19 protein-coding genes and 2 pseudogenes are annotated in these 25,168 nt (G+C 71.2%); 8 read left to right on the forward strand and 13 right to left on the reverse strand.

Annotated elements, in window-relative coordinates:
- Window positions 1-147: 147 nt before the first annotated feature.
- A complete protein-coding gene (locus ACH4OA_RS33745) occupies window positions 148-345 on the forward strand; it encodes a hypothetical protein (RefSeq protein WP_397973222.1) in 198 nt (65 codons plus the stop codon).
- A 267-nt stretch (window positions 346-612) separates the two neighbouring features.
- Here the strand turns inward: ACH4OA_RS33745 and ACH4OA_RS33750 are convergent, their stop codons facing one another.
- Entirely contained in the window at window positions 613-2,130 is a 1,518-nt protein-coding gene (locus ACH4OA_RS33750) for a WD40 repeat domain-containing protein (RefSeq protein ID WP_397973225.1), read from the reverse strand.
- A 675-nt stretch (window positions 2,131-2,805) separates the two neighbouring features.
- Between ACH4OA_RS33750 and ACH4OA_RS33755 the strand changes: the two genes are divergently transcribed.
- Entirely contained in the window at window positions 2,806-3,816 is a 1,011-nt protein-coding gene (locus ACH4OA_RS33755) for an aldo/keto reductase (protein WP_397973228.1), read from the forward strand.
- Between the two features lie 315 nt (window positions 3,817-4,131).
- Here ACH4OA_RS33755 and ACH4OA_RS33760 read toward each other — a convergent pair whose 3' ends face one another.
- Entirely contained in the window at window positions 4,132-4,542 is a 411-nt protein-coding gene (locus ACH4OA_RS33760; protein ID WP_397973231.1) for a hypothetical protein, read from the reverse strand.
- A gap of 35 nt (window positions 4,543-4,577) precedes the next feature.
- Between ACH4OA_RS33760 and ACH4OA_RS33765 the strand changes: the two genes are divergently transcribed.
- The gene (locus ACH4OA_RS33765) at window positions 4,578-4,874 is read left to right on the forward strand and encodes an iron-containing alcohol dehydrogenase (protein ID WP_397973234.1); all 297 of its coding nucleotides are present in this window, start codon (window positions 4,578-4,580) and stop codon (window positions 4,872-4,874) included.
- 543 nt (window positions 4,875-5,417) lie between these two features.
- Here the strand turns inward: ACH4OA_RS33765 and ACH4OA_RS33770 are convergent.
- From ACH4OA_RS33770 to ACH4OA_RS33790, 5 genes are all read right to left on the reverse strand, one after another.
- Window positions 5,418-5,744 (reverse strand): hypothetical protein, encoded by a 327-nt coding sequence (locus tag ACH4OA_RS33770; protein WP_397973236.1) that lies wholly within the window; start codon window positions 5,742-5,744, stop codon window positions 5,418-5,420.
- Window positions 5,741-6,958, reverse strand: coding sequence for an AMP-binding protein (locus ACH4OA_RS33775; RefSeq protein WP_397973238.1), 1,218 nt, complete (start codon window positions 6,956-6,958; stop codon window positions 5,741-5,743). The genes ACH4OA_RS33770 and ACH4OA_RS33775 overlap by 4 nt, the downstream gene beginning before the upstream one ends.
- Window positions 6,959-7,157: 199 nt before the next feature.
- Window positions 7,158-7,496, reverse strand: a complete 339-nt coding sequence (locus ACH4OA_RS33780) for a hypothetical protein (RefSeq protein ID WP_365876417.1) — start codon at window positions 7,494-7,496, stop codon at window positions 7,158-7,160.
- Entirely contained in the window at window positions 7,493-13,705 is a 6,213-nt protein-coding gene (locus ACH4OA_RS33785; RefSeq protein WP_397973260.1) for a DNRLRE domain-containing protein, read from the reverse strand. The genes ACH4OA_RS33780 and ACH4OA_RS33785 overlap by 4 nt, the downstream gene beginning before the upstream one ends.
- A gap of 1,335 nt (window positions 13,706-15,040) precedes the next feature.
- On the reverse strand, window positions 15,041-15,817 hold the full coding sequence (locus tag ACH4OA_RS33790) for an alpha/beta fold hydrolase (protein WP_397973241.1): 777 nt from the start codon (window positions 15,815-15,817) through the stop codon (window positions 15,041-15,043).
- Between the two features lie 112 nt (window positions 15,818-15,929).
- Between ACH4OA_RS33790 and ACH4OA_RS33795 the strand changes: the two genes are divergently transcribed.
- The gene (locus tag ACH4OA_RS33795) at window positions 15,930-16,757 is read left to right on the forward strand and encodes a helix-turn-helix domain-containing protein (RefSeq protein ID WP_397973243.1); all 828 of its coding nucleotides are present in this window, start codon (window positions 15,930-15,932) and stop codon (window positions 16,755-16,757) included.
- A 225-nt stretch (window positions 16,758-16,982) separates the two neighbouring features.
- On the opposite strand, the pseudogene ACH4OA_RS33800 reads toward ACH4OA_RS33795, so the two are convergent.
- The 4 genes and pseudogenes from ACH4OA_RS33800 to ACH4OA_RS33815 form a co-directional block, all read right to left on the reverse strand.
- A pseudogene (locus tag ACH4OA_RS33800) lies at window positions 16,983-17,894 on the reverse strand (serine hydrolase domain-containing protein); the annotation flags it as partial.
- A 164-nt stretch (window positions 17,895-18,058) separates the two neighbouring features.
- A pseudogene (locus ACH4OA_RS33805) lies at window positions 18,059-18,720 on the reverse strand (response regulator).
- Window positions 18,713-18,883: a hypothetical protein gene (locus ACH4OA_RS33810; protein ID WP_397973245.1), complete on the reverse strand. Its 171-nt coding sequence runs from the start codon at window positions 18,881-18,883 to the stop codon at window positions 18,713-18,715. The pseudogene ACH4OA_RS33805 and the gene ACH4OA_RS33810 overlap by 8 nt, the downstream one beginning before the upstream one ends.
- Window positions 18,884-18,887: 4 nt before the next feature.
- Window positions 18,888-19,907 (reverse strand): sensor histidine kinase, encoded by a 1,020-nt coding sequence (locus ACH4OA_RS33815; protein WP_397973247.1) that lies wholly within the window; start codon window positions 19,905-19,907, stop codon window positions 18,888-18,890.
- Window positions 19,908-20,252: 345 nt separating this feature from the next.
- Here ACH4OA_RS33815 and ACH4OA_RS33820 point away from each other — a divergent pair, with 345 nt between their 5' ends.
- The 4 genes from ACH4OA_RS33820 (at window position 20,253) to ACH4OA_RS33835 (ending at window position 22,971) form a co-directional block, all read left to right on the forward strand.
- Window positions 20,253-21,443 (forward strand): cytochrome P450, encoded by a 1,191-nt coding sequence (locus tag ACH4OA_RS33820; RefSeq protein WP_397973249.1) that lies wholly within the window; start codon window positions 20,253-20,255, stop codon window positions 21,441-21,443.
- Entirely contained in the window at window positions 21,440-21,667 is a 228-nt protein-coding gene (locus ACH4OA_RS33825) for a ferredoxin (RefSeq protein WP_397944161.1), read from the forward strand. The genes ACH4OA_RS33820 and ACH4OA_RS33825 overlap by 4 nt, the downstream gene beginning before the upstream one ends.
- Window positions 21,668-21,701: 34 nt before the next feature.
- Window positions 21,702-22,169: a WD40 repeat domain-containing protein gene (locus ACH4OA_RS33830; protein WP_397973263.1), complete on the forward strand. Its 468-nt coding sequence runs from the start codon at window positions 21,702-21,704 to the stop codon at window positions 22,167-22,169.
- A gap of 523 nt (window positions 22,170-22,692) precedes the next feature.
- Window positions 22,693-22,971, forward strand: a complete 279-nt coding sequence (locus ACH4OA_RS33835; protein WP_397973252.1) for a hypothetical protein — start codon at window positions 22,693-22,695, stop codon at window positions 22,969-22,971.
- Window positions 22,972-23,829: 858 nt separating this feature from the next.
- Here the strand turns inward: ACH4OA_RS33835 and ACH4OA_RS33840 are convergent.
- Together ACH4OA_RS33840 and ACH4OA_RS33845 are read right to left on the reverse strand one after the other, a co-directional pair.
- A complete protein-coding gene (locus tag ACH4OA_RS33840) occupies window positions 23,830-23,988 on the reverse strand; it encodes a hypothetical protein (RefSeq protein WP_397944154.1) in 159 nt (52 codons plus the stop codon).
- Entirely contained in the window at window positions 23,988-24,611 is a 624-nt protein-coding gene (locus ACH4OA_RS33845) for a hypothetical protein (RefSeq protein ID WP_397973255.1), read from the reverse strand. The genes ACH4OA_RS33840 and ACH4OA_RS33845 overlap by 1 nt, the downstream gene beginning before the upstream one ends.
- Between the last annotated feature and the right edge of the window lie 557 nt (window positions 24,612-25,168).

Consider the following 25,168-nt stretch of genomic DNA (forward strand, 5'->3'; position numbering starts at 1 on the left):
CGCAACGGGGATGTCAGAGATCCGACCACGGCGAAGTCGCGTGGTGATCTGCGCGAACACGGAGGTGGTCCGTCGGGTAGCGCAACAGAAGGAACAATCCTTGGCGCAACCTCCAGCGCAACAGCCAGAGGCCTGGCCTACGGCGGTGTGCCGGCCGGCCTCCAGACCTGGATGATCAAGGCCGCTCCGCGAGCCGTGGAAGCGGCGTCCGCCCTCTGGGCGGCGGTGTTCACCCTCTCGATCGGCCTCGGCGCGCTGGAGGGCGGTCTGCGGCTCGGCGGCATCTGTGCCCTGGCAGCGGCACTCGTGGTCCGGAGCGCCCGCCCCGGTGCCAGCCTGCGATGACCGCCGGTCGTCACCGGCCTTCGACGCGCCGGGCGGGGGCCGCTCCCCGCGCGGCGCCACGGGCGTCGGCGGGGTCTTCGGCCCGCGAACGGCGCACACGGACCGGGGATGACCCCCTGGCGCAGCCAACCGGGGCGGTCCGGGCGCCGCGCCGGCACGGGAGCAACCGGCCGACGGGATCGTCCGGTCCGGGGCGCCGCCCCAGCCGCCGGGCCGTCCGGTCCGGCGGGCCCGCCCCAGCCGCCGGGAGGGCCCGGCGGACCCGCCTCAGCCGCAGGAGGTGCGGTACGCCAGCTGCGGGAACAGGGTGTTCCACTGGCTCTCGGGGACGCTCAGCGGATGGGTGCGGCACAGTTCCTCGTAGACGCGGTCGCTCCTGAGGCCGAGCAGGAACGTCCGGTCCTCGCCGTCGACTTTTGCCACGACCGCCATCCGGGACCTGTTGCCCGGGAGGACCTGCATGTCGGACACGCCCGCCAGGCTGGTCTGGGCGGGGCTGCGCCACCGTCCGTCCGGGCCGGTGTCCCAGATGCGGTACTCCGCGGGGGTGTCGGCCCACTGGCTGCCGCCGCTCATACCGGTCACGACCTGCTGTCCGTCCGGGGTCACCGTGATGGAGTCCACGGTGCGGTCCAGCCGGAGGGTCTCCTGGCGCTTCGGGTGGCGGATGTCGCCGATGTCCCAGAAGCGAACCGATCCGTCACGCAGTATGGTCGCCAGCCGGCCCCCGGTGACCGGATAGTACCCGTGTGAGGTGCCGCGCAGCGTACCCCCTTTCCGGGGCCGGTCCGGGTCGCTCGTGTCCCACAGCCGCAGGGTCTCCCCGGTGCTCTCCACGACCAGTGTGTGCGACTCGCGCAGGTAGGCCAGTCCGCCTCCGGTGGCGCCGTCCGGCACCGTGGCGCCCTTGCGCGGGTTACGGGGATCGGCGAGGTCCCACAGGCGCAGGTCCTGGGAAGTCCCTTCGCCCTCCGTCGTGACGAGGGTCCGGTCGCCGAGGAACCACGGCTGGCCGTGGCCCCTGTCGGCCGGGGCGTCGATCACGGAGCGCCTGACCGGCTCGCGCACGTCGCTCAGGTCCCACACCTCGAGGCGGCGGGTGCCCTCCAGGCCGATGGCGAACAGCGTGCCGTCGGTGCTCACGGCCGTCACCACCTCGTCCGCCGTGAGCGGGATGTCCCTGCCGTGCCGGGGGCGGCCTCCGGCGCCGTCGAAGCCCCAGAAACGGAAGACGTGTCTCCTGGTGCCGTCCTCGTACGAGTGGCCCACCAGTACCGGGGGCTTCTTCCTGCCGGGCAGGAAGTACCGGGCCTGCCACGGCTTGGGCACCGTGAAAACCGGACGGGGCCGGGTGGCCGCGCCGACGTCCCACACCCGGTTCGTGTACGTGTAGTCCTCCTCGTCCTCCTGTCCGAGGAAGTAACGGCCGTCGGGACTGACCGCCTTGGTACCGGGATCGGTATCCGAGGGCCGGCCGGGGAACGCCGGCGCCGGGGGGCGCTCCGGCCACATGCGCACCGAGCCGCCCATGTCCCCCGCCGCGAAGTACCTGCCGTCGGGACTGTACGCGACGGACTGGACGGGCTCGCCCGCGGGCCGCTCGCCGTCCTCCCCGAAGCTGTCGTAGTACAGCGAGGACTCCGCTCCCACCTTGCGCAGCAGCATCTTCGGGTGGAAGCCGTCGTTGTCGGCACCAGCGAGGACCTCGCCGTCCTTACGGAAGGCGAGTGACGGAATGCCGTCGTCCGAACCGAGCACGTCCCATTCACCCTGGTACGACTTCACCGGCGCAATCCGGCGCAGCCGAGGACGCCATCGGGGTCGGGGCGTTCCTCCGGGATGCTCACGCGATTCCTCCAGTGGGGTTCCGGCCCGGTGTGTGCCGGGCGCCGGGCTGCTCGGCGTGCGGCTGCCGGGCCGCCGCGGAAGCGGGCCGCGGCCGGGGGCCGAAGGTGACGGCGCGGGCGCGGATGCCGTCCCGGAGCCCGGCGGCGACGGCTTCGAGCGTCCGGCGGGTCCGCTCCACCGCGTCGACGCCGGTCTCCTGCTCCAGGAAGTCGGCGCCGGTCTCCTGCCTTGGGGAAACGGCGGGGCTTCCGGTCCGAGTGGAACGGCCCCGGGGTGCGCCCCCGAGGCGGCGGGCACGGCGACGGTGCGCGAGCGGGTCCGGGAGCCCAGCCGGTCCGCGCGACGCACGGCCTGGGCCCGGAGCCTCAGTGCCCCGGCGGCGAGACGGGCCCCCTCGCACGAAGGCGCGGACCGCCTGCGGGTCAGCCGGCGCAGCACAGCCTGGCCCTCGGTGTCACCCGGGTACAGGACGCACAAGCCGGCAGTCATCCCCCGGCCGCGCCCGACGGGGCGGGTGCCAGCGGCGGGACGGACGGCGCAACCAGCACACCCCGCATGCCCCATGCCTCCGAGTTTGCGTTAGAGTGCACTCCAACTCCTAGGTTGCAAAACATGCGATACACCAAACTCGGAACGACCGGACTGGAAGTCTCCGCCATCACCCTCGGTTGCATGAGCTTCGGCGAGCCGAACCGGGGCGGTGAGCCCTGGTCGCTGGGCGCGGACGCCAGCCGGGACGTCATCAAGCAGGCCCTTGAGGCCGGCGTCAACTTCCTCGACACGGCCAATGGGTACAGCGCCGGAAGCAGCGAGGAGATCGTCGGTCAGGCGGTCAGGGACTTCGCCCGGCGCGAGGAGGTCGTTCTCTCCACCAAGGTCTGGATGCGCATGCGCCCCGGCCCGAACGGCGCCGGGCTGTCCCGCAAGGCGATCTTCGCCGAACTCGACGCGTCCCTGAAGCGACTGGGGACCGACTACATCGACCTGTACCAGATCCACCGCTGGGATTACGACACTCCGATCGAGGAAACCCTTGAGGCGCTGCACGACGCGGTCAGGTCCGGGAAGGTCCGCTACATCGGCGCCTCTTCCATGTACGCCTGGCAGTTCGCCAAGGCCCTGTACCTGGCTGACCTGAACGGCTGGACGCGGTTCGTGTCGATGCAGGACCACTACAACCTCATCCACCGGGAAGCGGAGCGGGAGATGCTCCCGCTCTGCGCCGACCAGGGCGTCGGCGTGATCCCGTGGAGCCCACTGGCGCGGGGCAGGCTGACGCGGGTCCGGGACGCCGCCACGGCGCGCGCCGCAACAGACCCGGGCGGCAAGATCCTCTACCGCGACGAGGACCAGGCAGTGGCCGGGCGCGTCCACGAGATCGCGGGCAAGCGGGGTCTGTCCCCGGCCCAGGTCGCCCTGGCCTGGGTCATGCGCAACCCGGTGGTGACCTCGCCCATCGTGGGGGTCACCAAGCCGGCCCAGCTGGCCGACGCGGTCGCCGCGGTGGACATCGAGCTCGACGAAGACGAGGCCGCCTACCTGGAGGAGCCCTACCAGCCGCACGAGGCCGCCTACCTGGAGGAGTCCTTCTACAAGCGGCAGCCCGTGGCGGGCTCCCGGTAGTCCGGGCTACCGCCGGGCCTTCTACGAGTCCTTGCCTCGGCCTACACAGCCCTGTGTAGGCCCGGCGGCACTCGAGGGCGCTCGCGCCCGAACCGGCCGCACGGCCTCCTGCGGTGCGAGAACATCGTCCTGTTGGGCGACGTACCCGGCGCCCGGCCCCGTGACCTGAAGGCCTTGGGTCTCAGCCACTCAGCGGCCTGGGCGCCCGCGTGGAAGCACTCCGCCTCCACAGCATCGGCATCACCGTCGGCGCGGTAGACGGTCCAGGTCGTCAGACCCTGCTGGAGGGAAAGGCGAGGCAGGGACAGTGGGCGGTCACCTGCCGCGCGTAGCCGCTGATGTCCACGGAGGTCGGCCGGATGGTGCTGGCCTCAACGAGGCGCAGCGCCCCGGCGGTGGGCCGGAGCGCTGCGCTGGTGCGGCCGGTGGCCACCGGCGGGCGGTCTCCGGCTGGTCGGGCGCGACGTCGCCGCCGTCGCCGCCGGCGGGCCCGCAGTCCCACTCGGCGACCACGGTGCCGGTCTCCCGGTAGCGGGCGACGACGTCCTGGCCGACGGTGCCGTCGGCGTCGGTGAACCAGATCTCCGGCAGCGGCCCGTACGCCGCTTCGTAGGCGGCGACCCAGGCGATCGGGCCGTGGCCGTTGTCGGCGACATGACGGATCGGCTGACCGCGGTCTCCAGGAACAGGGCCGCGCAGGCCGGGGTGCCGAACAGGTCGTGCCAAGGGGGAACGGCTGGACGGCTCACGGGTGCTGCTGCTTGACCACACGGGCCCTCTCCCTGCTCCGGGAGACCGGCACTGACTGCCTCGTGTCCGTCGGCGGCGGTTCGACGACGGGCCTGTCGAAGGCCCTGGCCCTGCGCACCAGCCTCCCGCAGGTGGCCGTACCGACCACGTACGGCGGCTCCGGGGTGACACCGGTTCTCGGGGAGACGCGCGAGGAGCGCAAGGTCCCGCAGTCCTCGGCCGCCGTCCTGCCCGAGACCGTCGTCTACAACATCGACTTAGCCTCTCCCTGCCCCTGCCCCTGCGCCTTGCGGACACGAGTGGCGTGAACGCGATGGCGCACGCCGTGGAGGCGCTCTACTCCCCCGGCCCCGAGCCGGACACCGACCGCCGGGCCCTCGACACGATCTCCCGCATCGCGGGCACTGCCCCGGCTCGCCGGCACCTGCCTGGCCACGGTGGGCATGGGCCTGCACCACGAGCTGTGCCACACCCTGGGCGGCACCTTCGGCCTGCCGCACGCCATGGCCTACAACGCGCCGCGGCCCCCGACGCGATGCGCCGCATCACCCACGCCCTGGACGTGCCCGACGCCCCGAGCGGCCTGTACGACTTGATCGCCGCGCTGCGAGGCCCGGCTTCGCTACGTGAGCTGGGTACGCCCGAAGCCGACCCGGCCCCCGCGGTCGGCCCGGCCGTCTTCGACGCGGCCTCAACACCCCCTGAAAGCACGGCAGAATCGGCCAGACAGGAACTGTTCATCCCGAGCGCTCGCGCTATGGACGGGGGTGTCGCTCCCGGCGGCTGACTGTGACAGGGCGGTCATTCAGGGTCGCCGGGTCCGTCGGCATTCTCTGGGTTGTTGTCTGCGCTCATCGGCGACCGGCGCAGCCGACCCCCGCGACGGTCCCACAGGTCCCCGAGGACGACCTGGAGCACGCCGGTGACCGGAATGGCCAGCAAGACACCGAGGACCCGGCGACCTTGAGGCGGTCGAGGCGGTCGGAGCAGAAGGCGATCAGGTCCTCGGCGGTGACGGTCGTGTCCGGGCGGCGTACGACGACCGCCTTCACGGCCTCGCCCCACCGCTCGTCGGGCACACCGACGACACACACCTCCCGGACGGCGGGGTGTTCGTGGAGGACGGTCTCCACCTCGGTGCAGTAGACGTTGAAGCCGCCCGAAATGATAATGATCATGTCCTTCTGCGGTCGACGAGGAACAGACAGCCGTCTTCCCTCATCCACGCGAGGTTCCCCCGTGTGCACCCAGCCGTCACGGAAGGTCGCTGCGGACAGGACGGGTTCCTTCCAGTACTCGCGCACACAGTCGGGCACGCGCACGATGACCTCCCCGACTTCACGGGGTCCCAGCTCCCGGCCCGCCTCGTCCGCGACGCGTATCTCGGTGTCGTAGGCGGCACGCCCGCAGGACTGGAGCAGCTCCGGGTCTCCGTCACCGCGCGGGCGATTTCCTCGCTGCTCGGAGCCGCGACGACGTTGGTAGTCTCGCCGAGGCCGTAGCCCTGGGCGACGACCGGGCCGAAGAACTCCACCGCGTCGCATAGCCGCTGGGGTGAGATGGGTGCGCCGCCGACGCGCACGCTCGTCAGTGAGGACAGGTCGTAGCGGTCGGCGCCGGGGTGGGCGAGGAGCATGTTCACCATGGCGGGCACCAGGAAGGTGGCGGTGATGCGCTCCTTCTCCACCGTCTCCAGGAGGTCCTCGGGGCTCCAGGCGGGCAGGACATACGTCGCGAAGCCGCCGAACACTCCCGCCAGCAGGCCCATCCCGGTGGCGTGGGTGATGGGGCCGCAGGCCGGGTAACGGGTGCCGGGACGGGGACGGGACTCGTCGGCCATCAGCAGCTTGCGCATGTTGGCCAGGCGGTTGCCGGCCCTCTGCACCGCGGCCTTCAACGCTCCGGTGGAACCGGAGGTGAAGTTCAGGAAGCAGGGCTGCGACTCGTCCACCTCGACACGGAACGGTATCCGCGTGCCCTCGGCGAGCAGGGCGTCGTACGGGACACCGTCCTCCGCTCCCGGGCCCAGTGGGACAGGGAGGCAGCCGGTGCCGGCCGAGGTGATCGCGGCGAGGGCGTCCTCGCGGTGGGACGCGTCGAAGACCAGGGCGCGGACGGGGGCATAGCGCAGAATGTGCTCGATCTCGCCGCGTCCGAGGCGGGCGTTGACCGGCGCCCGCGTCAATCCCGCCTTGTACAGCGCGGATTCGACCTCCACCAGTTCGCCGCGGTTCCACGCGAGCGAGGCCACGGCGTCACCGGGGCGAAGGCCACGGGCGGCCAGGGCGGAGACCAGGCGGTCGGTCGCGCGGTCGAGTTCGGTGAAGGTCCAGGAACGGTCCCCGCAGACGAGCGCCGGGGCATCGGACCAGTAGCGGGCGCTGCCGGACAAGTAGGTGGATCAGGCACGCCTCGTTCGGGCCGTCGGGAGCCAAGGCCCACCAGCGGTTCACGGAATGCTGGAAGGCCGGAGTGTGGGCCGAGCCGGCCCCGGGGACGCGCGCCAGGAGGTCGATGCCGAGTTTGGTGTGTCAAACCGGGAGCGGGGCCGGGGCGGGCTGTGTCGCCTGTCCCGGCCCCGCTCATGAGGGTCAGTCCTCCGTGTAGTGCTGGGAAACGGCTTCCCAGTCCTTGGCCCACCAGCCGGCGAGGCGGTACACCTCGGCAGCAGTGGCGTCCTGTGCCTTCACGGACCGCAGGTGGTCGAGCAGGCCGACGTCGCGGCGGCGAGCTGCGATCACGTAGGTGAGTACATCATCGCCGTCGATCCGCTCGTGGTCCGTCGCCCACAGCGCGTACTCGGGCCAGAGCAGTCCCACGAAGTCGTGGAACTCACCGAGATCCTCCTCCGAGTCCTGCCACGTGTCGTTGTAGGACTCGAAGTCGTCGATGGTGGCACGTCCCTGAAGGACGTCGTCGATGAATGTCATACCTTGATCTTCCGCCCCTTCACCTTCGGCTTGTAGATGTGTCCGCCTTCGGGGTCGGCGCTGCCGAGGTGGTTGCCCTTGGAATCGTAGACCTCGATGTCACCGTGGGTGTAGTCCCACTCGTAGTACCGGCGCGACTTCCCGGTTTTGCCGTTGGTCTTCGTCTTGCCCTTGTACGGCCTCAGCTTCTTCCAGTAGCCGGAGTTGGCCGGGGTCGCCTTCTCGGTGTGCCCGTGGCGATGGACGATCCACTGCGATCCCTTGTAGACCGCGTAGACGGTGATGCCGAGGGCCATGAGGCCCGCCACGATCCAGCCCAGCGGGTTCCACCAGTCGGCGACCGCGAAGAAGCCGAGCGCCGCGACCGCCGCGAAGCGGCCGTCGAGGTCGTAGCAGTTGACCGGGTCGCCGTAGCAGTAGTCGTAGGCGTTGGCGCTGCCGCCGGGAACCGGGTCCGGGGACAGGAAGCGGCCCGTGTCCGGGTTGTAGAGACGTACGCCCATGAGGAGGAGGCCCGATGGGGTGTCGTCCGCGCGCTGCGCACCGCCGAGCCACGCGTAGCGGGCCGCCGGCTGGTCGGTGCGGGGGTGGCCGAACTCGTCGTAGTCGAGAACGGCGGGGGCGGCCTGGGTGTCAGCGGGCAGCTGCAAGGTGATGTCACCGTGCAGGTTGGCGAGCTGCAGGACGCTGCCGCCGGTCTTGTCCGTGATGGCGGTGAGGCTGCCGTCCAGCCCGTCGACGTTACGGGTCAGTGCGCCGGTGGCGGTGTCTTCGACCGTCCAGCGCGGGTCGTCGGTGTCGCCGTCGTAGTGGTTGGTCCTGGCGCCGGTCTGGGTCCAGGCACCGGACGCGTTGGATTCCGTCTTCGAGGCGCGCAGCCGCAGCCCGGAGTCCAGGGTCCAGGTCTGACGCTGGTTGCCGGCGGTTTCCTGCTGGACGAGGTCGTTGTTGAAGTAGGTGACGGCGGCGCCGGGCAGTGCGGTGGTGCGGCCCAGGGCGTCATAGGTGTAGCCGCTGTTCACCAGCCGGTCGGCGCTGTCGTAGGTGTACGACGTGGTGGTGGCGCCGGTGGTGGTGCAGTCCGCGTTGGGTGCGGCGGCGGCGGTGGCCAGCGACTTGCGGTTGCTGTTCTTGTCGAACGTGTAGGCGCGGGTCGTGCAGACGGCGTCCGGGGTGGTGTCCTGTGCCTGGGTGAGGCGTCCGATCCTGTCGTAGGTGTAGGTCTGGGAAGCGGTGACGCCGGGTGTGCCGGTGTGGGTGGCCCACTGGTCGTGGATGGTGGCGGTGACGCTGTCGGCGACAAGGACGGTGCCGTCGCTGTCACGGTCGTAGGTGCGGGCCGTCGCCGTGCCGACGGAGTCCCGCTGCTGGGTCATGGTGTACCCGCCGGCCAGGCCTTCGGTGGTCAGTTCGCCGTCGGCGTCGTAGCGGGCGGTGAAGGTGCCGGCGACCGAGTCGGTCATGGAGGTGGCCATGCCCCGCGGGTCGATGGCGGTGTCGTAGGTGTAGGTGGTGGTCGACGGAACGCTGTCGGTGACCTTGGTCGGCCGGTCGAGCGCGTCGTACTGCGTGGTGGTGGTGCCGCCGTCGGCGTCGGTGTAGGAGATCAGGCGGCCGAGCTTGTCGTACGCCTTGGTGATGGTGCCTCCCGCCGTCGACGTCTGGGAGACCGGCAGGCCGGTGGCGCTGTCGTATCCGGTGGTCACGGTGGGGATCACCGGGCCGATGCCGCCGGTGACCGACATGGTGGCCGGCCGTCCGGCACCGTCGTAGGAGGTGCTGGTGGTGCGAGTGACGCTGCCCGACGTCTCCGTGACGGTGGTGGGGTTGCCCCACCGGTCGTACTGGAAGGTCTTGGTGGGCAGGCTGGTGGGGTTGGCTCCTCCGCCGGTGATGGCCGAGGCCGGGCCGCTCTGGCAGACAGCGTCGGCCCACTCGGGGCGGCCGCCGCAGACGCCGGTGCCGTCGCTCGTGTAGTAGGTCGTGACGGTCGTGCCGGCGTCGGAGCCGTTCGAGGTGGGCTGGCGGGTGGAGGTGATCCGGCCCTGCTCGTCATACCCGGTCGCGGTGGTGACGGCGAGGCCGCCGGGGTCCTTGACCGTGCTGGTTTCCAGGCCCTTGGCCCAGTCGTATCCCGTGCTCACCACGCGCGGGTCGGCGAGCACGTCCGGCCAGGCGCGAACCTGGGCGCCGACCGTCTCCTTGGTGATCTCGTTCTTGACCGTGGCCGTGCCGTCGGTCGGGCGGCCGGCGTCGTACTCCTCGAGCGTATGCCGACGAGCCGCGGTCTGGGCGCCGGCGGTGGCCAGCTTGGTCGCTCCGGACATCAGGTCGCCTGCGAGCGTGACCTGGTGCAGCGGCCCGAAGGTCTCCAGTTCCTGGGTGCCGTCGTCGTTGTAGACGCTGGTCGTGGACAGTAGCTGCGCGCGCTCGGCGGAGGCGAGGGCGTTGATGCCCAGCGTGGTGAGTTCGTCCTTGTGCGCCTGGGTGCTGCCCAGCGCCAGCTCACGGTTGCCCGCGCTGAGCGTGCGAATGACGTTGCCGAGCCGGTCGTACTCCGTGACGGAGAGGTGATGGCCGGGAGTGGCGCCGTCCACCTCTCGACCGGAGGCGTCGAGGTAGTGGATGTCCGCGCGGGTGTAGTCGCCTGCGGTCAGGGACGTGCCGTCGGTGGAGGCGGGCACCTGGTCGGGCGGGAAGACAGCGGTCGCGTCCGTGGGCGTGTCGCTCTGCCCCCAGGCCGCTACCGAGCCCGCGCTCATGTTCTCCGGGGCCCCGGCACCGGAGACGGGCACCGCGTACACCACGGTGGTGGTGGCGGTGCCGTCGGCCGCGGTCGCACTGCCCGGGGTGAGGGTGGGGCGCGAGACCGACAGCAGCATGCCGTCCCCCGCCGCCGGTGTGGAGCCGGCCTTGCCGTAGGCGAAGGTCCACGGCAGCTGACCGGAGGGGGTGAGCGTGGTGACCCGGCCGGCGTTGTCGTAGGCGTACTGGGCCTTCACCGCGGGAGAGACACGCGGGTCCCAGGATTCCCGAAGCCTGCCGGCGTCGTCGTACGCGTACTGCGCGACGGCGACCGCGGTGGACGCGGTGGCGTCCGGCGCGGTGGACCACAGCTTGATCTGGCTCACCTGTCCGGCCACGTCACCGTACGAGGTCGCGGTGGCCGTGGTGGTCGTCGGGTAGACGAACTCCAGTACCCGGCAGCCCTTGACCGTGGGGTCACTCTGGCATGCGGCAAGGGTGGTGGCGGTCGTGGACGCGATGATCCGCTTGGGGCGGGCGAGGGTCTTGTCCCCGACCGTCACGGCCTCGGAGACGACCTTGGTGGTGGAGTTGGCCAGACCGTCGGCCAGCGAGCTGGTGACCGTCCAGGCCGTTGCGGCAGGGGCGACCTTGGAGAAGGTGGTCACCGTGCCGCCCGTGTCGGACAGGGTGAAGTCGCCGGAGGTGAAGGACCCCTTGAGCGTCAGGCTCTCGAAGCCGGGCTCCGGTACCCAGCCGGACTTGGCCGCGTTCGCGGTGAACTTGACCGTGCTGCCGTCGACGGAGGCCAGGCTCAGCGAGGTCGCCGACGTCTTCACGATCTGCGCGTAGTCGGAGTCGACCGCCTCGGCGACGGTGCCGGACAGCCACTCCTTGCCGAAGATCGGCGCCTGACCCTCCTGCGCGGCCCCGGCCTGCGGGGTGCGGGAGGAGGCCGCGCGGGTCACCGACATGCCGAAGAACTCGGCATCGGTGGCGGAGAGAGTGAAATCGCCGGTGAGCAGGTTCACCGCTCCCGGGCCGATCTTCTCGCTCGCCGCCGCGTCCGCGGTGCGGTCCACGACGACGGTGATCGGATCGGACGACGTGGCAGCGCTGTTGGAGCCGGTGAAGTCCGCGCGGAGCTGAACGGCTCCGTCCGGTGTGACGGTCGAGGCTGCGTTCCAGGCCAGGTTCGGGCTCTTGCCCGCGCTCAGCGCGATGGGCCACGCGGTCAGCGGCTGCCCGGCGTTGGTGACGTCACCGGCCGGGATGGGCGCCCAGGTGTCGGCGTCGCCGCGTCGCCAGGAGAAGGTGGCCTTGTCGTACTTGGAGCCGTCGGCTTCCGCGGCGAGCGGTACGCGGGCGGGGGTGCGGGTGCCGTCGTCGGGTGCGGTGACGCCGCCCGGGCCGACGTGGAAGGTGTACGACACGGCCTCGGACTTGTTGTCCGCCTTGTCGGTGACCCGCACCTGCAACGTGTTGGTGCCGGCCTTCGCGGGGGTGACGTTGAAGGTCACCGGAGTGGTGCCGGAGGTGGCGACCTTGGTCCAGGTGGTGCCGTCCAGCGACCACTCGATGCCGTTCTGGTCACCGGAGGGCGGGGTGACGGTGAACTTGCCCGCCTGCCCGGCGCCCTTGACCCACTGGTCGGCGGGGTAGTCGGCGGAGGTCACCGACGCCGGCGCGGAGGGCGCGGAGGTGTCGACGGTGAAGACCGCGTACGGCGACCACTCCAGGTTGTAGCTGGTGCCGTCGAACGGGGTGGTACGGAACTTGTACGTCTTGCCGTTGGCCAGCAGCCCCGCCGGCACCTTCACCGAGGCCGGCTGCCCGGCCGGCACGTACGCCGAGGTCAGGTTGGAGCCGACCTGAGTACCGGTGGCGTTGTCGGCTATCTGGAAGAAGCCCTGGACCTTGTCGTTGTTCGGGTCGGCGAAGGTGTCCCGCAGGGTCGGGGTGAGGGTGTTGACGTACCAGGCGCCCTTGGAGTCCTTGAAGAACGGCGGGCCGGCCTGCTGGTCCGTGCCGGTGCGGGGCCGGTAGTTGTAGGTGACGGTCAGCTTGGGCGGGTTGGACGCGGCGTTCGCGGAGTTCACCCGCTTCCACGGCATGCTCGACGCCTCGTCGGTGGTCCGCAGACCCATGTTCGACGTCGTGTTCTTCGCCGACGCCCATGTCTGCGCCAGGTTGGTCACGTCCGCGCTGATCCAGCCGTCCGGCTGCGTCGAGCAGCCCGGGTTGCCGGTGGTCGCGGTCGACGTGGCGAACTTCTGGTTCCACGCGGGCTGCGCGGACCCGGCCCAGCGCGAGGCGGTCGAGGGCTTGGCGGTGTCCCACACCTCCCACGGGTACGCCTTGCAGTCGGTGTTGCCCGAGTGGAAGTTCCACAGCGACAGCTTCGCGGAGGAGACCAGAGCGTCGGCGAACGGCGCCGTGTTCCACGTGATGAAGGACCGCGCGGTCCGCGCGGTGCCGTCGGCGTTCTTCGTGCCGGGGTTGCCGAGATCGAGCTCGGTGTCCGCGGACCAGTCGACCGTCTCGCCTTGCTGGACGTAGGTGTCGAAGACGTTGCTCAACGCCGTGGTGGAGGGGTCCACCGTGACCGGGAACTTCGTCGCCTTGCCGGCGAGGAAGGCGGCGTCGGGGGTGAAGACCAGATCGATGCCGGAGCCGTGCTGGACGACCTTCAGGCCGACCTTCGCCCGGTGGGTGTGTTCGCCGGAGACCGGGTCCACGGTGGCGTCCCACATCACCGGAGCGGGCATCACCGCACGCTTCTTGCCCGTCTTCGCGTCGCTGAACACGACGCTGCCGTCGGCCTGCTGAGCCGCTTTGAGGCCCTTCGCCTTGAGCGGCATGGTGTAGGCGTAGCCGCCGGAAGCGGGGCGCTGCTTGATGGTGACGTACTGCTCGAAACCGGTCCGGGTGGCCTCCACGACCACGTCCGCACCGGGCACGGCGTCACGGTAGGTGGCCTTCGGGCCGTCCAGGGCCGGGGTGGGCAGGCCGCCCTTCCACCGCAGTTCCACCTGCTCCTGGCCCTGGCCGAGGGTGACCAGGGTGCGTGCCGCGGCCTTGCCCGCCGCCTTCAGCGAGGCGGGCTTGCTGCCGCCCTTGCCGCTCAGGACCAGGCCCTCGGGGTGAGCGGCGGGAGCGACCGTGCCGTCGGCGCGGGCCGCCAGATCCAGGTTTACGTCGGTCCACCGGCCGTCACGCTTGAACCGCACCGGTCCGGCCGCGAGTTCCGTGGTCAGCGACCCGTTCGGGTTCACCCACGTCGTGGACGTCTCCGTGCGTTCCGACAGTGCCTCGACCCGCTTGCCCGACAACCGCGCCGCGACACGGGCCGAGGGCAGGTCGGCGGCCTGCGACGCCCACCGCTTGCCCGCCTGCACGGACTTGGCCGGGGCCTGAGGTGCGGCGAACGCCGCTTCACTGCCGTCCAGCAGCGAGATGGACATGGCCAGAGCCAGCGAACCGGCCAGTGGCGCAGCCACTCTCCTGAAAAGCCCCCGTCGCCATCTGGGCGAAGGGGGTGTGTGCTGATGCACGCGCAACCTCCATGTGAAGGCCCTGTGATGGGCCGAGGGGCGAGCATAAGGTTTGCACTTGACAAGGAGGGGGATCGGAAAGGGTTGATGATCATCTGATTGGACCCTTATGCCATGTTTACTCCTTGCTGTGCGTTGGTTAAGTCTTTGCCGCGTGATGGGAACTTCCGGCCGACGTGCCGTGCTGACGTATGCCTTGTGAAGAACACAAAGACCGTCAAAGGACCTGCTGGTGCGGTCGGCCAAGGCGTTTCGTCACAGGGGTGACCCCGCTGGTGACGGACGTCTTGCTGAATGAGGCGCTACGCCCGGACCGGTCGTCGACGGGCACACACGTCAGCGGCGCCGCCCACCTGCCGGTCGGCGAACAGGGCTTCCAGCGCCGCGCGCCGCCGCTCGTACGGCCATCCGGCTGGGCCGGTCCCGTCCGCGTGGACCAGGTCGAAGACCACATAGTCCGCCGGCCAATGCCCCGCCCCTCCACCACGTCGTCTGCCCGAGGCGCAGCCCGTCGTGGACGTGGAAGCCGGGCAGCCGGCGCAGGAAGACGCTTCGCTCGCCTGCTGATCCGCATACGGTGCCGCTCACCGCAGACGTGTCACCGTCACCACCGCGTGCCGCGTGGTCCCGGCCGGCACCTCTACCCTGGCGTCCACCAACGCCGCAGTGTAGGCGTCGCCAGCCGACGTATGCGCCCGGCCCGCTACCGCGGCCGCCGTTAGGAGCGGGGCGCGCTGAGTACCAAGCCGGGCACCGATCCGTTGCGACAGCGCTGTACGCCCGTCCGGCAGCCGTACCGCCAGTGCCCTCGGCCGCAGTGGCGCACCCGTGTGGCCGACGACCTCCGCGTCCACCGTCTCCGCGTGCCGGATCTCCTGCCAGCCCGACGAGCGGCCCGCCCGGCAGGGCGTCCCGCCTGGCTTGGCCACGATGCCCTCGACGCCGGTGCCCTTTCAGGGACGCGTACCAGGCCTGAGCCACGTCGCGGACCGATGACTGACTGCCACCGGCCTGTGAGCCGCACCGTAGGAGAGGTATCGGCGGGGCGGGCGGTCAGGACCAGGGCGATGAGGGGCTGCGCCAGGCCGGTGGCGTAGGTGGGGCGGTGTCGATCCACTGCGTGCCGGAGGCGGCCTGCACGGGCAGCCGCCTCCGGGGATCGCCCGGCACCGGTAGTTGCCCAGCGCGAGCTCCGCTGTTACAGCAGGCTTCCCGTCGCGGCCTGCCCGGCGACCGTGGGAACGGTCAGGCCGCCGGCGCGAATGCGGTGAGGGCGTCGACGAGATCGGCCGGGGCTTCCAGCGGGATCAGGTGACCGGTGTGGGGGACCACCACGAAGTCGGGGCGGGAGAGGTAGGGCACCAGGTTGTCGCGGAGCACGCCGACGGGTTCCACCTGGTCGTGTTCTCCGGCGACGACGAGAACGGGCACGCTGACCATGCGCGTGTGTGCGGTGATGTCCTGCGCGATGCCGCGCAGCGGCCACTCGGTGCGGGCGGCGTCGGCGGCGGTCCGCGAGTCGGTCACGATCTGCGCCTTGACCGGCTCGGGCAGCTCGGTCGCGGTGAGGACGTGATCCCGTGCCCCGGCCACGGACTCGGCGGAGTCGTAGGCGTGCGACAGGGCTTCCTGGTACTCGGGAGTGACCTGTGCGGCAGGCTTCGCCGGGCCGGAACCGACGAGAACCATGCCGCGCAGGCCGGCGGGCCGGGTGGCCGCGACCAGCTGTGCGACCTTGCCGCCCATCGAATGCCCCACCAGGATGTAGTCGGTGACCCCCGCGTCCGCGAGCACGGCGAGCGTGTCGTCGGCGAGCTGACCGAGCGTGTAGGGACCGGGCAGAGCGCTCGACCGGCTCCACCCGCGGAAGTCGACCGTGAGCACGTCACGGCCCGCCAGGCGGTCGACGACGAGGTCCCAGGTGCGGGCGGAACCACCCCAGTAGTGCAGGAACACCAGAGTCGGTCCGGTCCCCGTCCGATGGTCGTAAGCGGGCATTAGCGTCTGCTGCGTTGTGTCCATGATGGCTCTTCCGGTCGATGCTCTGGGTCGTTCGCCCCGTGCACTCATTGAAACTTGCGCACCCGGGCGGGGCATTGGCGTGACTGGTCACCCGATGGCGGAAACTGGACTGATGAGCGTGATCCGGCAGATGACCTACCAGCCCGCAGGACGCCCCGCCGCCCCGGTCGAGACGATGACGTTCGGCCGCCTCCGCGAGCTGAACGACGGCGGCACGCAGCGCGCCGACTTCCACGTCCTTGCCGTCATCGACGCCGGACCCGGCTCAGTCGCCGTCGATTTCCACCGCCACCCGCTCCAAGACCGGTCCGCGGTGTGGATTCCACCCGGCGCGGTGCACCGGTGGGACGACATCGCCGACGTGGCAGGACACCTCGTGCTCTTCGTGCCGACCGCGCCGGTCACCCACGCCACCCGAGAACTGGCCGCCTCCCCTGACCCGGCCGCGCACTGGAACATCCCCGACGCCGACTGGGCCTTCGTCGACACGGCGCGCAGCCATCTCCTCCTCGAGGCATCCGCCCCACCCGGTGACTCCCGGACAGAGCTGCCCGAGATCCTGCTCTCCGCGCTCATCACCCGGCTGCACCCGCCGCACGCCGAAGCACGGCTCACCCCTCAGGTGTTCCGGTTGTTCCGCTCCAGCGTCGAAGCGCACTTCCGGCAGCACCACGACGCCGGCTACTACGCCCGTGCGCTGGGATACGCGCCCCGCACCCTCTCACGAGCGGTGCAGCAGGCCACGGGCCGCACCGCGAAGGCATACATCGTCGAACGGATCGTCCTGGAGGCCAAACGGCTCCTCGCACACGACCGCCTCACCGCCGCCCGCTGCGCCGACGTACTCGGTTTCCCCGACGCATCCAACTTCTCGGTGTTCTTCCGCAAGGCGACAGGCATGCGCCCGGGCGCGTGGCAGGCGACGGTAGCCGCCGAGTGAGGGCGTCCGGCTAGAAGTCCTCGGCGGCTTCTTGGACCAGGATTCGCTCGATGTGAACGAACGCGCTGTTCCGCCAGTGCCGGTCTTTGGTGCCGATGCCTCAGGAGGCGGCGCGGCATGCGGGTCGTCCGGCCTCTCGTGCAGAACGCGCGTGAAGGCAGCTGTCATGTACAGGTCAGCAACGAGGCGGTCGGCGCAGGCGAAGGCGGCCACCGTCCACGGCCGTCAACCGGTCGGGCTGTCCGAGGGCTGGGGCTTGCCGCGCATGTGGCAGGTCGCGGCGTCGACGAGGGCCTTGTTCGTGGTGGCGGCCTTCTTCTCCTTGATGCCGAAGTTCGTGATGGTGAAGACCGCGACGCTACGGGTGCCGGTGGCGTCGGTGTAGATCTCACTGGAGTAGCCGGTGAGGAAGCGCTGCCAGTCCTGAGCGGTGGAGACCATACCGCCTGCCGCCCACGACCAGCTCGGGTCGATGGCGGCGGTGTCGATGTTGTCCCCGGGGTGTTCGGGCCCGGCGAATCCGACGCCCTCGGGCAGGTCCACGGTCCCGGGCAGGAGGGCCTTCAGGCGCTTGGCGTCCGGCTCGTAGCCGGTCGCGTGGCGTTTCCCGGCGGGCCAGGCCGCGTCCGTGGCCAGGAACGAGTCCTTCATGCCCAGCGGCTTGGTGATCTTCTGCTCGATCTGCTCTGCCAGGCTGCTTCCGGTGGCCTTCTCCAGGATCAGCCCGAGAGCCTCCTAGTTGGCGTTGCTGTAAGAGCATTTCTCGCCCGGCTCGGTCGGCGGGTCCTGCTCGGGAGTGGTGGCGAGAAGTTCCTCCGGCTTCCAGGTGCGCTGCTCCTGACCGGTGAGCGAGGGCAGGAACTGGGGCGTCAGCAGGAAGTCTCCCAGCCCACTGGTGTGGTTGAGCAGCTGCATCCGTACGGTGATGTGCTCACCGCCCTTGACCAGGCCGGGCAGCCACTTCTCCACCGTGTCGTCGAGGCTGATCTTCTGCTGGGCGACCTGCTGCAGGACGAGGGTCACGGTGAGCGTCTTGGTGTTGGACCCGACTCGGAACTGGTCGCCGGCGGCGAGGCGGTGCTCGTCCTTGGTCCAGGCGGCTTGCTTGGCGATCTCGACGGGCTTCCCGTCGCCGGAGATAAGCGGCCGTTCGGCGGGTCCCGCGCACACCATCCATTCAGTCAGTGGCGCGCCGCTGGTACATCGCTCGATGGCGGGCTTCCCACCGGCGCGGGGTCACTCCAAGGAGTGACCCCGCGGGGTACGGCGTCCCGCCGGCCCACGCTCCGACCGAGGGCGGGTCAGGACAGGGTGTTCCTGGCCAGCACCGCCGCCTGTGCCCGGCTCTGGCAGCCGGTTTTCGTGAGCGGCTGACGTGCGTCTTGACCGTGTGCAGGCTCACCACGAGCCGGCCGGCGATCTCGGCGTTGCTCAGCCCGTCCCGGAGCAGACGCAGCACGTCGACCTCCCGCTGGGTGAGGTCCCTCAGCCGGGCCCGGTCATGGTCGCTGGGCCGGCGCCGGCTGCTGAGATGGCCTTCGATGATCCGCTGGGTCACCGCGGGGCTCAGCGCGTTGTGCCCGGCCGCCGCGGCACGCACGGCCGCAGCCAGCTCTTCGTACGAACTGTTCTTCAGCAGGAAGCCGGAGGCCCCGGCCGTCAGCGCATCGTCGACGTAGGCGTCCAGGTCGAACGTGGTCAGCATGAGCGCCCGGCTGCGCCCCGGCCCGAGCAGGCCCCGGCGGCCCAGCTCGCCCAGTGCCCACAGGCCGTCGCGGCGCGGCATCCGGATATCCATCACCAGCACATCCGGCCGCAGCCGTGCGCACACCTCGACGGCTTCCTCACCGTCGTTCGCGGTGCCCGCCACGGTGATGTCCGCCTGACTGTCCAGGATCACGCTCAGCCCGGTGCGGATGACCGGCTCGTCGTCCACGACGAGCACGCTGATCTGCTCAGGCATCCGTACGCTCCCAAGGCATCGTCGCCGTAACACGGAAGCCGCCGTCGCCGGTGGGGCCCGCGGTGAGTTCGCCGTCCAGCGCGCCCACCCGCTCCTCCATGCTGACCAGGCCGAGCCCGATGCCCGCGCCGGCCGCGGCCTGCCGCACGCCGCGGCCGTTCACGATCTCACACCGCAGCTCTCCGCCATCTTTGCCGCGGACGGTGACCTGGACGGGCGCTCCGGGCGCGTGCCGGGCGGGCGTTGACCAGTGCCTCCTGCACGACGCGGTAGACCGCCGGCTGGACCGGCCCCGGCACGGACTGCGGCGCGACGTCCGTCGTCAGCTCGACCGTTCCGCCCGCGGCACGGTGGCTGTCCAGCAACGCGTCCAGCTCACCGAGGTCCGGCACGGGCTGGAGCGGGACGGCGTCCGCGGGGTCGCGCAGCATCCGCAGCAGGTCACGCAGCTCGCCGCTGCTCTGCCGGCCCGCCGCCGCCAGTCCGTCCACCTGGGCACGGGCCCAGTCGGGCAGCTCGCCGCCTCGGGCCCGCCGCGTTTCCGCATGCACGACGAGCAGCGTCAGCGAGTGCGCGACCACGTCGTGCATCTCACCCGCGATCCTTGTCCGCTCGCGTTGCGTGGCCTGTGCCGCCTCCAGGGCCTGGGCCCGGCGCGCGTCGGCCGCCCGCCGCTCGGCCGCTGCCAGCAGTTCCTGCCGGGTGCGCGCGGCGAACCCCATCACCCAGGCCAGCGGCATCGGGGCCAGCGCGGCGAGGACGTCCAGGCCTCCCTGGAAATCGCCGGAGTCGGTCGTCATCCGGTTCAGCCACAGCCCGGCCACGCCCAGCACGGCGACGCCGAGGACCGCCGACACGGTCCGCCGCCAGCTCACGCCGTGGTGTTCCAGGCTGTAGAGCAGCACCGTCGGCGGCAGGAAGACCAGCGGTGACAGCTTGGCCCCCTCACCCGCACTCCCCACAAGCGCCGCCAGAGGAGCCGCGAAACCCACGACGAAGGCGGTGGCCGGCAGCAGCCGCCGCAGCAGCACAACCACCACGCCCACCGCCTCGTACGCCATGAGCGATACCCAGGCCGGCCCGGAGGTATCCACGTACGGCTGCGACAGCAGCGCCGGCACAAACGTCAGTACGACCAGCCCGGCATCGGCACCCCGCCCGGGCCACCTGCCGTCCCTCACTCTCATCCGTCCGACACTACGACCTCGCACACAGGTCTTCGTCACTCCAAAGAGCCACTTCGCGTCACCTCCCGTGCGGAGCGGCGGGAGGACGGTCAGCCGCTGGCGGGCTCGGCGCCCGCGCCGAAGGGCGGGACGACCGCGACGTCCAGCCGTAGAGCTGGCACCCGACACGTATTCCTAGGCTGCGGTATTCGTACGTGAGCAGGGTGTCATGGTGGTCGGCGGCGGGAACTGCGGCGCGCAGCTGCCACGGGGGGCCGTCCGGTGGCTGACAAGGCGCTGTTGCCGACGCCGGTGAGCGGTCGTGACCATCGAGTGGCATCCACCAAGCGACCGGGAGGTCACGCCATGACGGTCACGGCCGAACAGCCCGTCCCCTATCCGTTCAACGAGCCCGACGGGCTGAGCCTGGCGGACGCGTACCAGGCGGCGCTGGAGGAACCGGGCCTGATACGCGTGCGTCTGGCGTACGGGGAGCCCGCCTGGCTGGCCACCCGATATGCCGACGCGCGCCTGGTTCTGGGTGACCGCCGCTTCAGCAGGGCGGAGGCGCTACGGCACGACGCACCACGTCATTCGGAGGGCAGCCAGGACAGCGGCATCCTCAGCATGGACCCGCCCGGGCACACGCGGCTGCGCACGCTGGTGGCGAAGGCGTTCACCGTGCACCAAGTGGAGAATCTGCGTCCGGCGGTCCGGGATCTGGCGCACCGGCTGCTCGACGAGATGGAGGCCATGGGGCAGCCCGCCGACCTCGTGGAACACTACGCGCTGCCGATCCCGGTCGCCGTCATCTGCCGCATGCTGGGAGTGCCGGAGGAGGACCGCCCCAGGTTTCGGGCCTGGAGCGACGCGGCGCTCTCCACCAGCTCCCTGACGGCTGAGGAGTCGGAACGCAACAGGCAGGAACTGCGGGCCTACATGACCGGACTGGTGGCGGACCACCGGCGCAACCCGCGGCCCGACCTGATGACAGGCCTGATCGAGGCACGAGACACCGGTGACCGGCTGAGCGAACTGGAACTGGTCGACCTGTGCGACGGCATCCTCATCGCCGGTCACGAGACGACGGCCACACAGATCCCCAACTTCGTGCACACGCTGCTCGACCACCTCGAGCAGATGGAGATACTCCGCAAGAGCCCCGAGCTGCTGCACGGCGCGGTCGAGGAACTCATGCGCTTCGTGCCCCTGGGCAGCGGCGCGAGCTTCCCCCGGTACGCCACCGAGGACGTGGAGGTCGGCGGTACCCTCGTCCGTGCCGGTGAACCCGTCCTGGTCGCGGTCGGCGCCGCCAACCGCGACGCGCTGAGGTTCGCGGACCCCGGCCGCCTCGACATCACCCGGACCGGCGTCCAGCATCTCGGGTTCGGGCACGGGGTGCACCACTGTCTCGGCGCACCGCTCGCCAGGCTGGAGCTTCAGGAGGCTCTGGGGGCCCTGCTCGAACGCTTCCCCGGTCTGCGTCTCGCGGGCGACGTGCGGTGGAAGGACCAGATGCTGGTCCGTGGTCCGCGCGAGATGCCGGTGGGATGGTGAGGGCGGTGTCCTGGACGACCGGGGTGGACCGCGCCTTGTGCATGGGATCGGGCATGTGCGCCGGTATCGCACCCGAGCTGTACCGGCTGGACGACGAGGGCCGGGCGGAGCCGCTCGCCGCGGACATCCCCGAGGACGAACGTGCGCTGGACGCCGCGGACTCCTGCCCGGCGTCGGCGATCTCAGTACGTGCCGGGCAACGGCTGATCGGGCCACGCCCGTGAGCGGTGCGTCCGGAGCTCCCCCGCCGTGACCGCGATGCCTCGTCGCGCGGCTTCGCGGTCGGGCGACGATCTCGGCGACAGCCGCACGCTGGCCGCCACATCCGAGAGCACCGTGCGCCTGTGGGACACCGCCACCGGACGGCAGCGCAGCACGGTGACGCACACGAGCAGCGTCGTGTCCGTCTCCTTCGACCCGGACGGGCGCCTGTTGGCCGCCGGGGGCGCGGACGGCACCGTGCGGCTGTGGGATCTGGCCACCGGCCAGGCGCAGCGGACACTGGCCACGCCCCGCGCCTCGCCACAGGTCTTCTTCAGCCCCGACGGGCGCACTCTGGCCACCGACAGTGACGACGACGGGATCATACGGCTGTGGCCTGTCGCCCCCGACGATCCGGACGCGGCCGTCACCAGGATCTGCCACGCCCTGCACCGCGAAGTGACCGCGCACGAACGGGCCCAGTACCTCCCGGGCCGGCCTGCCCGCCACGGTTGCGCCTCGTGACCCGCCGCCGGTCTGCCCGCACGCAGGCGAGCGGACTACGGGGTGCCCCTAACCAGATTCGTGGTGCGCCCGCCCTTCGCGCGCAGCGAACGGCGCGGTGTCCCGCCGCGCCAGCTCAGGTCCTGCCCGGGGCACGCCACTTGGTCACTTCGGCGTTGTGCAGCAGCTGCACCCAGACCCGGGAGAACTCCTGCATACCAATGGATCGTCACCTCCGGTTCGCCGCCGGTCCATCGCCCGGCTCCCGGGCGCCGCCCTCCGGTTCGATGCCGGGCGCAGGGCCGTGGCCGAGCGGCGCCGCGCCGCCCGCCACGCTGCTATCTGCCGTCGTGGTCCCGGCCGCCTGCCGTGCTCGGCCGCGCTGCTCGCTGGTCCGCCGTCTGGATCCCGCGCCGGACCGCCCTCCGACAGCCGTCCGGTTTTGGATCCGTCGCCCGGCGGTCGGGCCCCGACCGCGTGGGAGACCCACGATGTCGCCACCGCCTGCGAGTTGCCGATCGTCGGCCCGGCACCGTGCCTCAACATGGCGTTCGCCACCCGGGACGGGCACGTCCTGCACCAGTTCCCCTACACCGAGCAGCTTCTGTCCCGGAGCCCCGAGGGCTGGGCGTCGGTCGCCCCCGACTGGAGGCCGGCCCCCGCGCCGCAACCCGGCGGCGCATTGGTGCCGCCGATCCAGGCCGCGGTGAATTTCTCCTTCACCCCCATCGAGCTGGACCACCCCGACCCGTTCGGTGTCACCGTCGTGCTGACGGAAGAGGACGGCTACCGCATCAGCCTGAACGAAACGTGCGTCCGCTGAGCCTGCGCAGACGAGAGGACCGAAGCCGTGGCCCGCAGCCTGGACGACGATGCGCCCCGCCGCATCAGCGACGCCGATGACCAACTGAGTGCCGGACAACGGCAGGCCGAAGCCGACGAACACGACTCGCTGCGCAGGCCGAGGCACGACGTGAGGCAGACGGAGCGGGACCTGGTACGGCGAAGGAAGAGGATCCGCACGGTGGGCGTGGCCCTGAATGTGGCCGGCGGTGCGGTCCTGACGGGCCTGTTATGGACCGTGCTGACCTGGGGCTCCCTCTCCCGGTTCCTCCAGGTGGACATCACCTGCGCAGCGCTGACGCTGGTCTCCGTCGTGGCCGCCTGGATCGCCGCGACTCCCCGCGGCCAGCTGACCCTTGCCCAGCTGGAGGACATGCTCGCGACGAACCGCGAGGCCCTCCGATTCCTCAGGACACGATCTGCCCAGCCCCCGGCGGCCGTCTGCGGGCCGCCGGGACGGGCCCATGGTCCTGCTGCCTGTCCCTGGAGCAGCAAACGTTGGCCGGGTAGCAGCGGGGCCCGAACATCGACCGGAGTCGGCCTGGTGCCCGTGCAGCATCCGTGTGCCGCCTGGCCCCTGCAAATGCTGCGCTGCACCCGCGACACCGCCCTGCTGCGACCCGACTACCACCACCAGGACCATGAGCAGCACCCCGGCGACCAGCGCTGCTGCCCACCGGGTAGCGACCTGCTGCACACCACGGCGAGCAGTACGACCAGGAGCAGCGGCACCCCCCGTCGGCGCAGGCCCTCGCCTCACAGCTCACACCCTCACACGCACCCCGCTCACCTGGGGAAGCGGGCTGTGTGCCACACAGGATCGGCCCGGAACGGCGCTCTACAGGACGGTGCCGTGCAGGGCGCGGCGGTCGCCGGACATGGCGTAGCGGCGGGCGGCGAGGCCGTGTTCGAGGGGTTGGCCGATCTGGTCGCACCGTAGCGCCAGGACGTCGGCGGCCTCGGTGTCAGAGAGGTAGGCCGGCGCGACTTCGAGCATCAGCTCACCGATCGCGTGGGTGCTGGCGGCGAAGTCGTCGACGACGCGGCGCAGCGCGGCGACGGCCGGGTCCGCCGGCGGATCGGCGGGCGGCGGAGGCGGGGCTGTGCGGACGTCGCGGACGGCCTGGCGGGCCACCATGCGCACCGTGGCGGTGTCGAGGGCGTGGAGGCCGCCGTGGGCGAGCGTGGCGAGGCGGCGGTCAGCTCCGCGACGACGTCCGCACGGCGGGAGATCGCGATCAGGGCGCGCTGGGACAGGCCGTAGTCGAGCGCGGTCTCGGCGGCCGGGGTGCTGTCTCGCGTGCGAGACGTCTCGGTGCCGGCCGCGATGGCGCCGTGGATCACGGTGAGGGAGCGGGCGACGTCCAGGAGCCGGTATGCCTGGGCGCGGCTGATGCCGAACTCTGCGTCGCAGTACGACTCCCAGTTGTTGTGCCCGAGGGGGAGCCAGACGCGGACGGCGTGCGCGTCGCGGACCCGGGCGGCGAGCACGGCCACGGAGCGCCGGACGTCGTCCATCGCCTCGCGGAGCCCGGCCGTCACCTCCCGGGCGCGGGCCGCGGTGAGCGGCGGCCGCGCCGGTTCGGCGCCGTGCTCCTGGTCCTCGTGCTGCTCGCCCACGACTCCATCGTCCTCCGCGCCGGTGGGATCCACCAGGGCGTGCGGGAGCGCCAGCGTAATCCCCGTCGCACAGGTTCACAGCCTCACAGTTCACCGCGTCTACCTGGGGAAACGGCCTGTGCGCCTGCCAGCCTCACAGCGTGGCACCGTGCGCGGGTACGTCACGCTGATCCGCGACGGCGGGCGAGGGCCCGCCGCACGACGTGAAGGGGACCTGGTGGCGGGGATCGAGCGGGAGCCAGCGGAGGTGCGGATACCCAAGGCAGCGCTGGACTGGCTCTGTTCACGTCGGAGAGCAGCGTTTCGACAGCAATCCGGGAGGCACCTCCCACGCCGCATGTTCACGAGTTCCGGTTCCGGTCCGTTCTCGTGGGTGTGGTGACGGGTTGTCAGGAGGTAGGGGTGTGATGGTTTACCGCCGCGGTGACAGGTCCCGGTGCCCGAAGCCTTGGCAGTGGTCTGGCGAGGGGATGGGGAGCAGGGCTGGGCGCGCCGGGCCCGCGTGGTGAGGGTGAGTGCGTGGTCGTTGTGGTCGCTGCGGCCCGGGCAGGGTGCCG

It is taken from the genome of Streptomyces sp. NPDC017095, assembly GCF_044332325.1.
Taxonomy (GTDB): domain Bacteria; phylum Actinomycetota; class Actinomycetes; order Streptomycetales; family Streptomycetaceae; genus Streptomyces.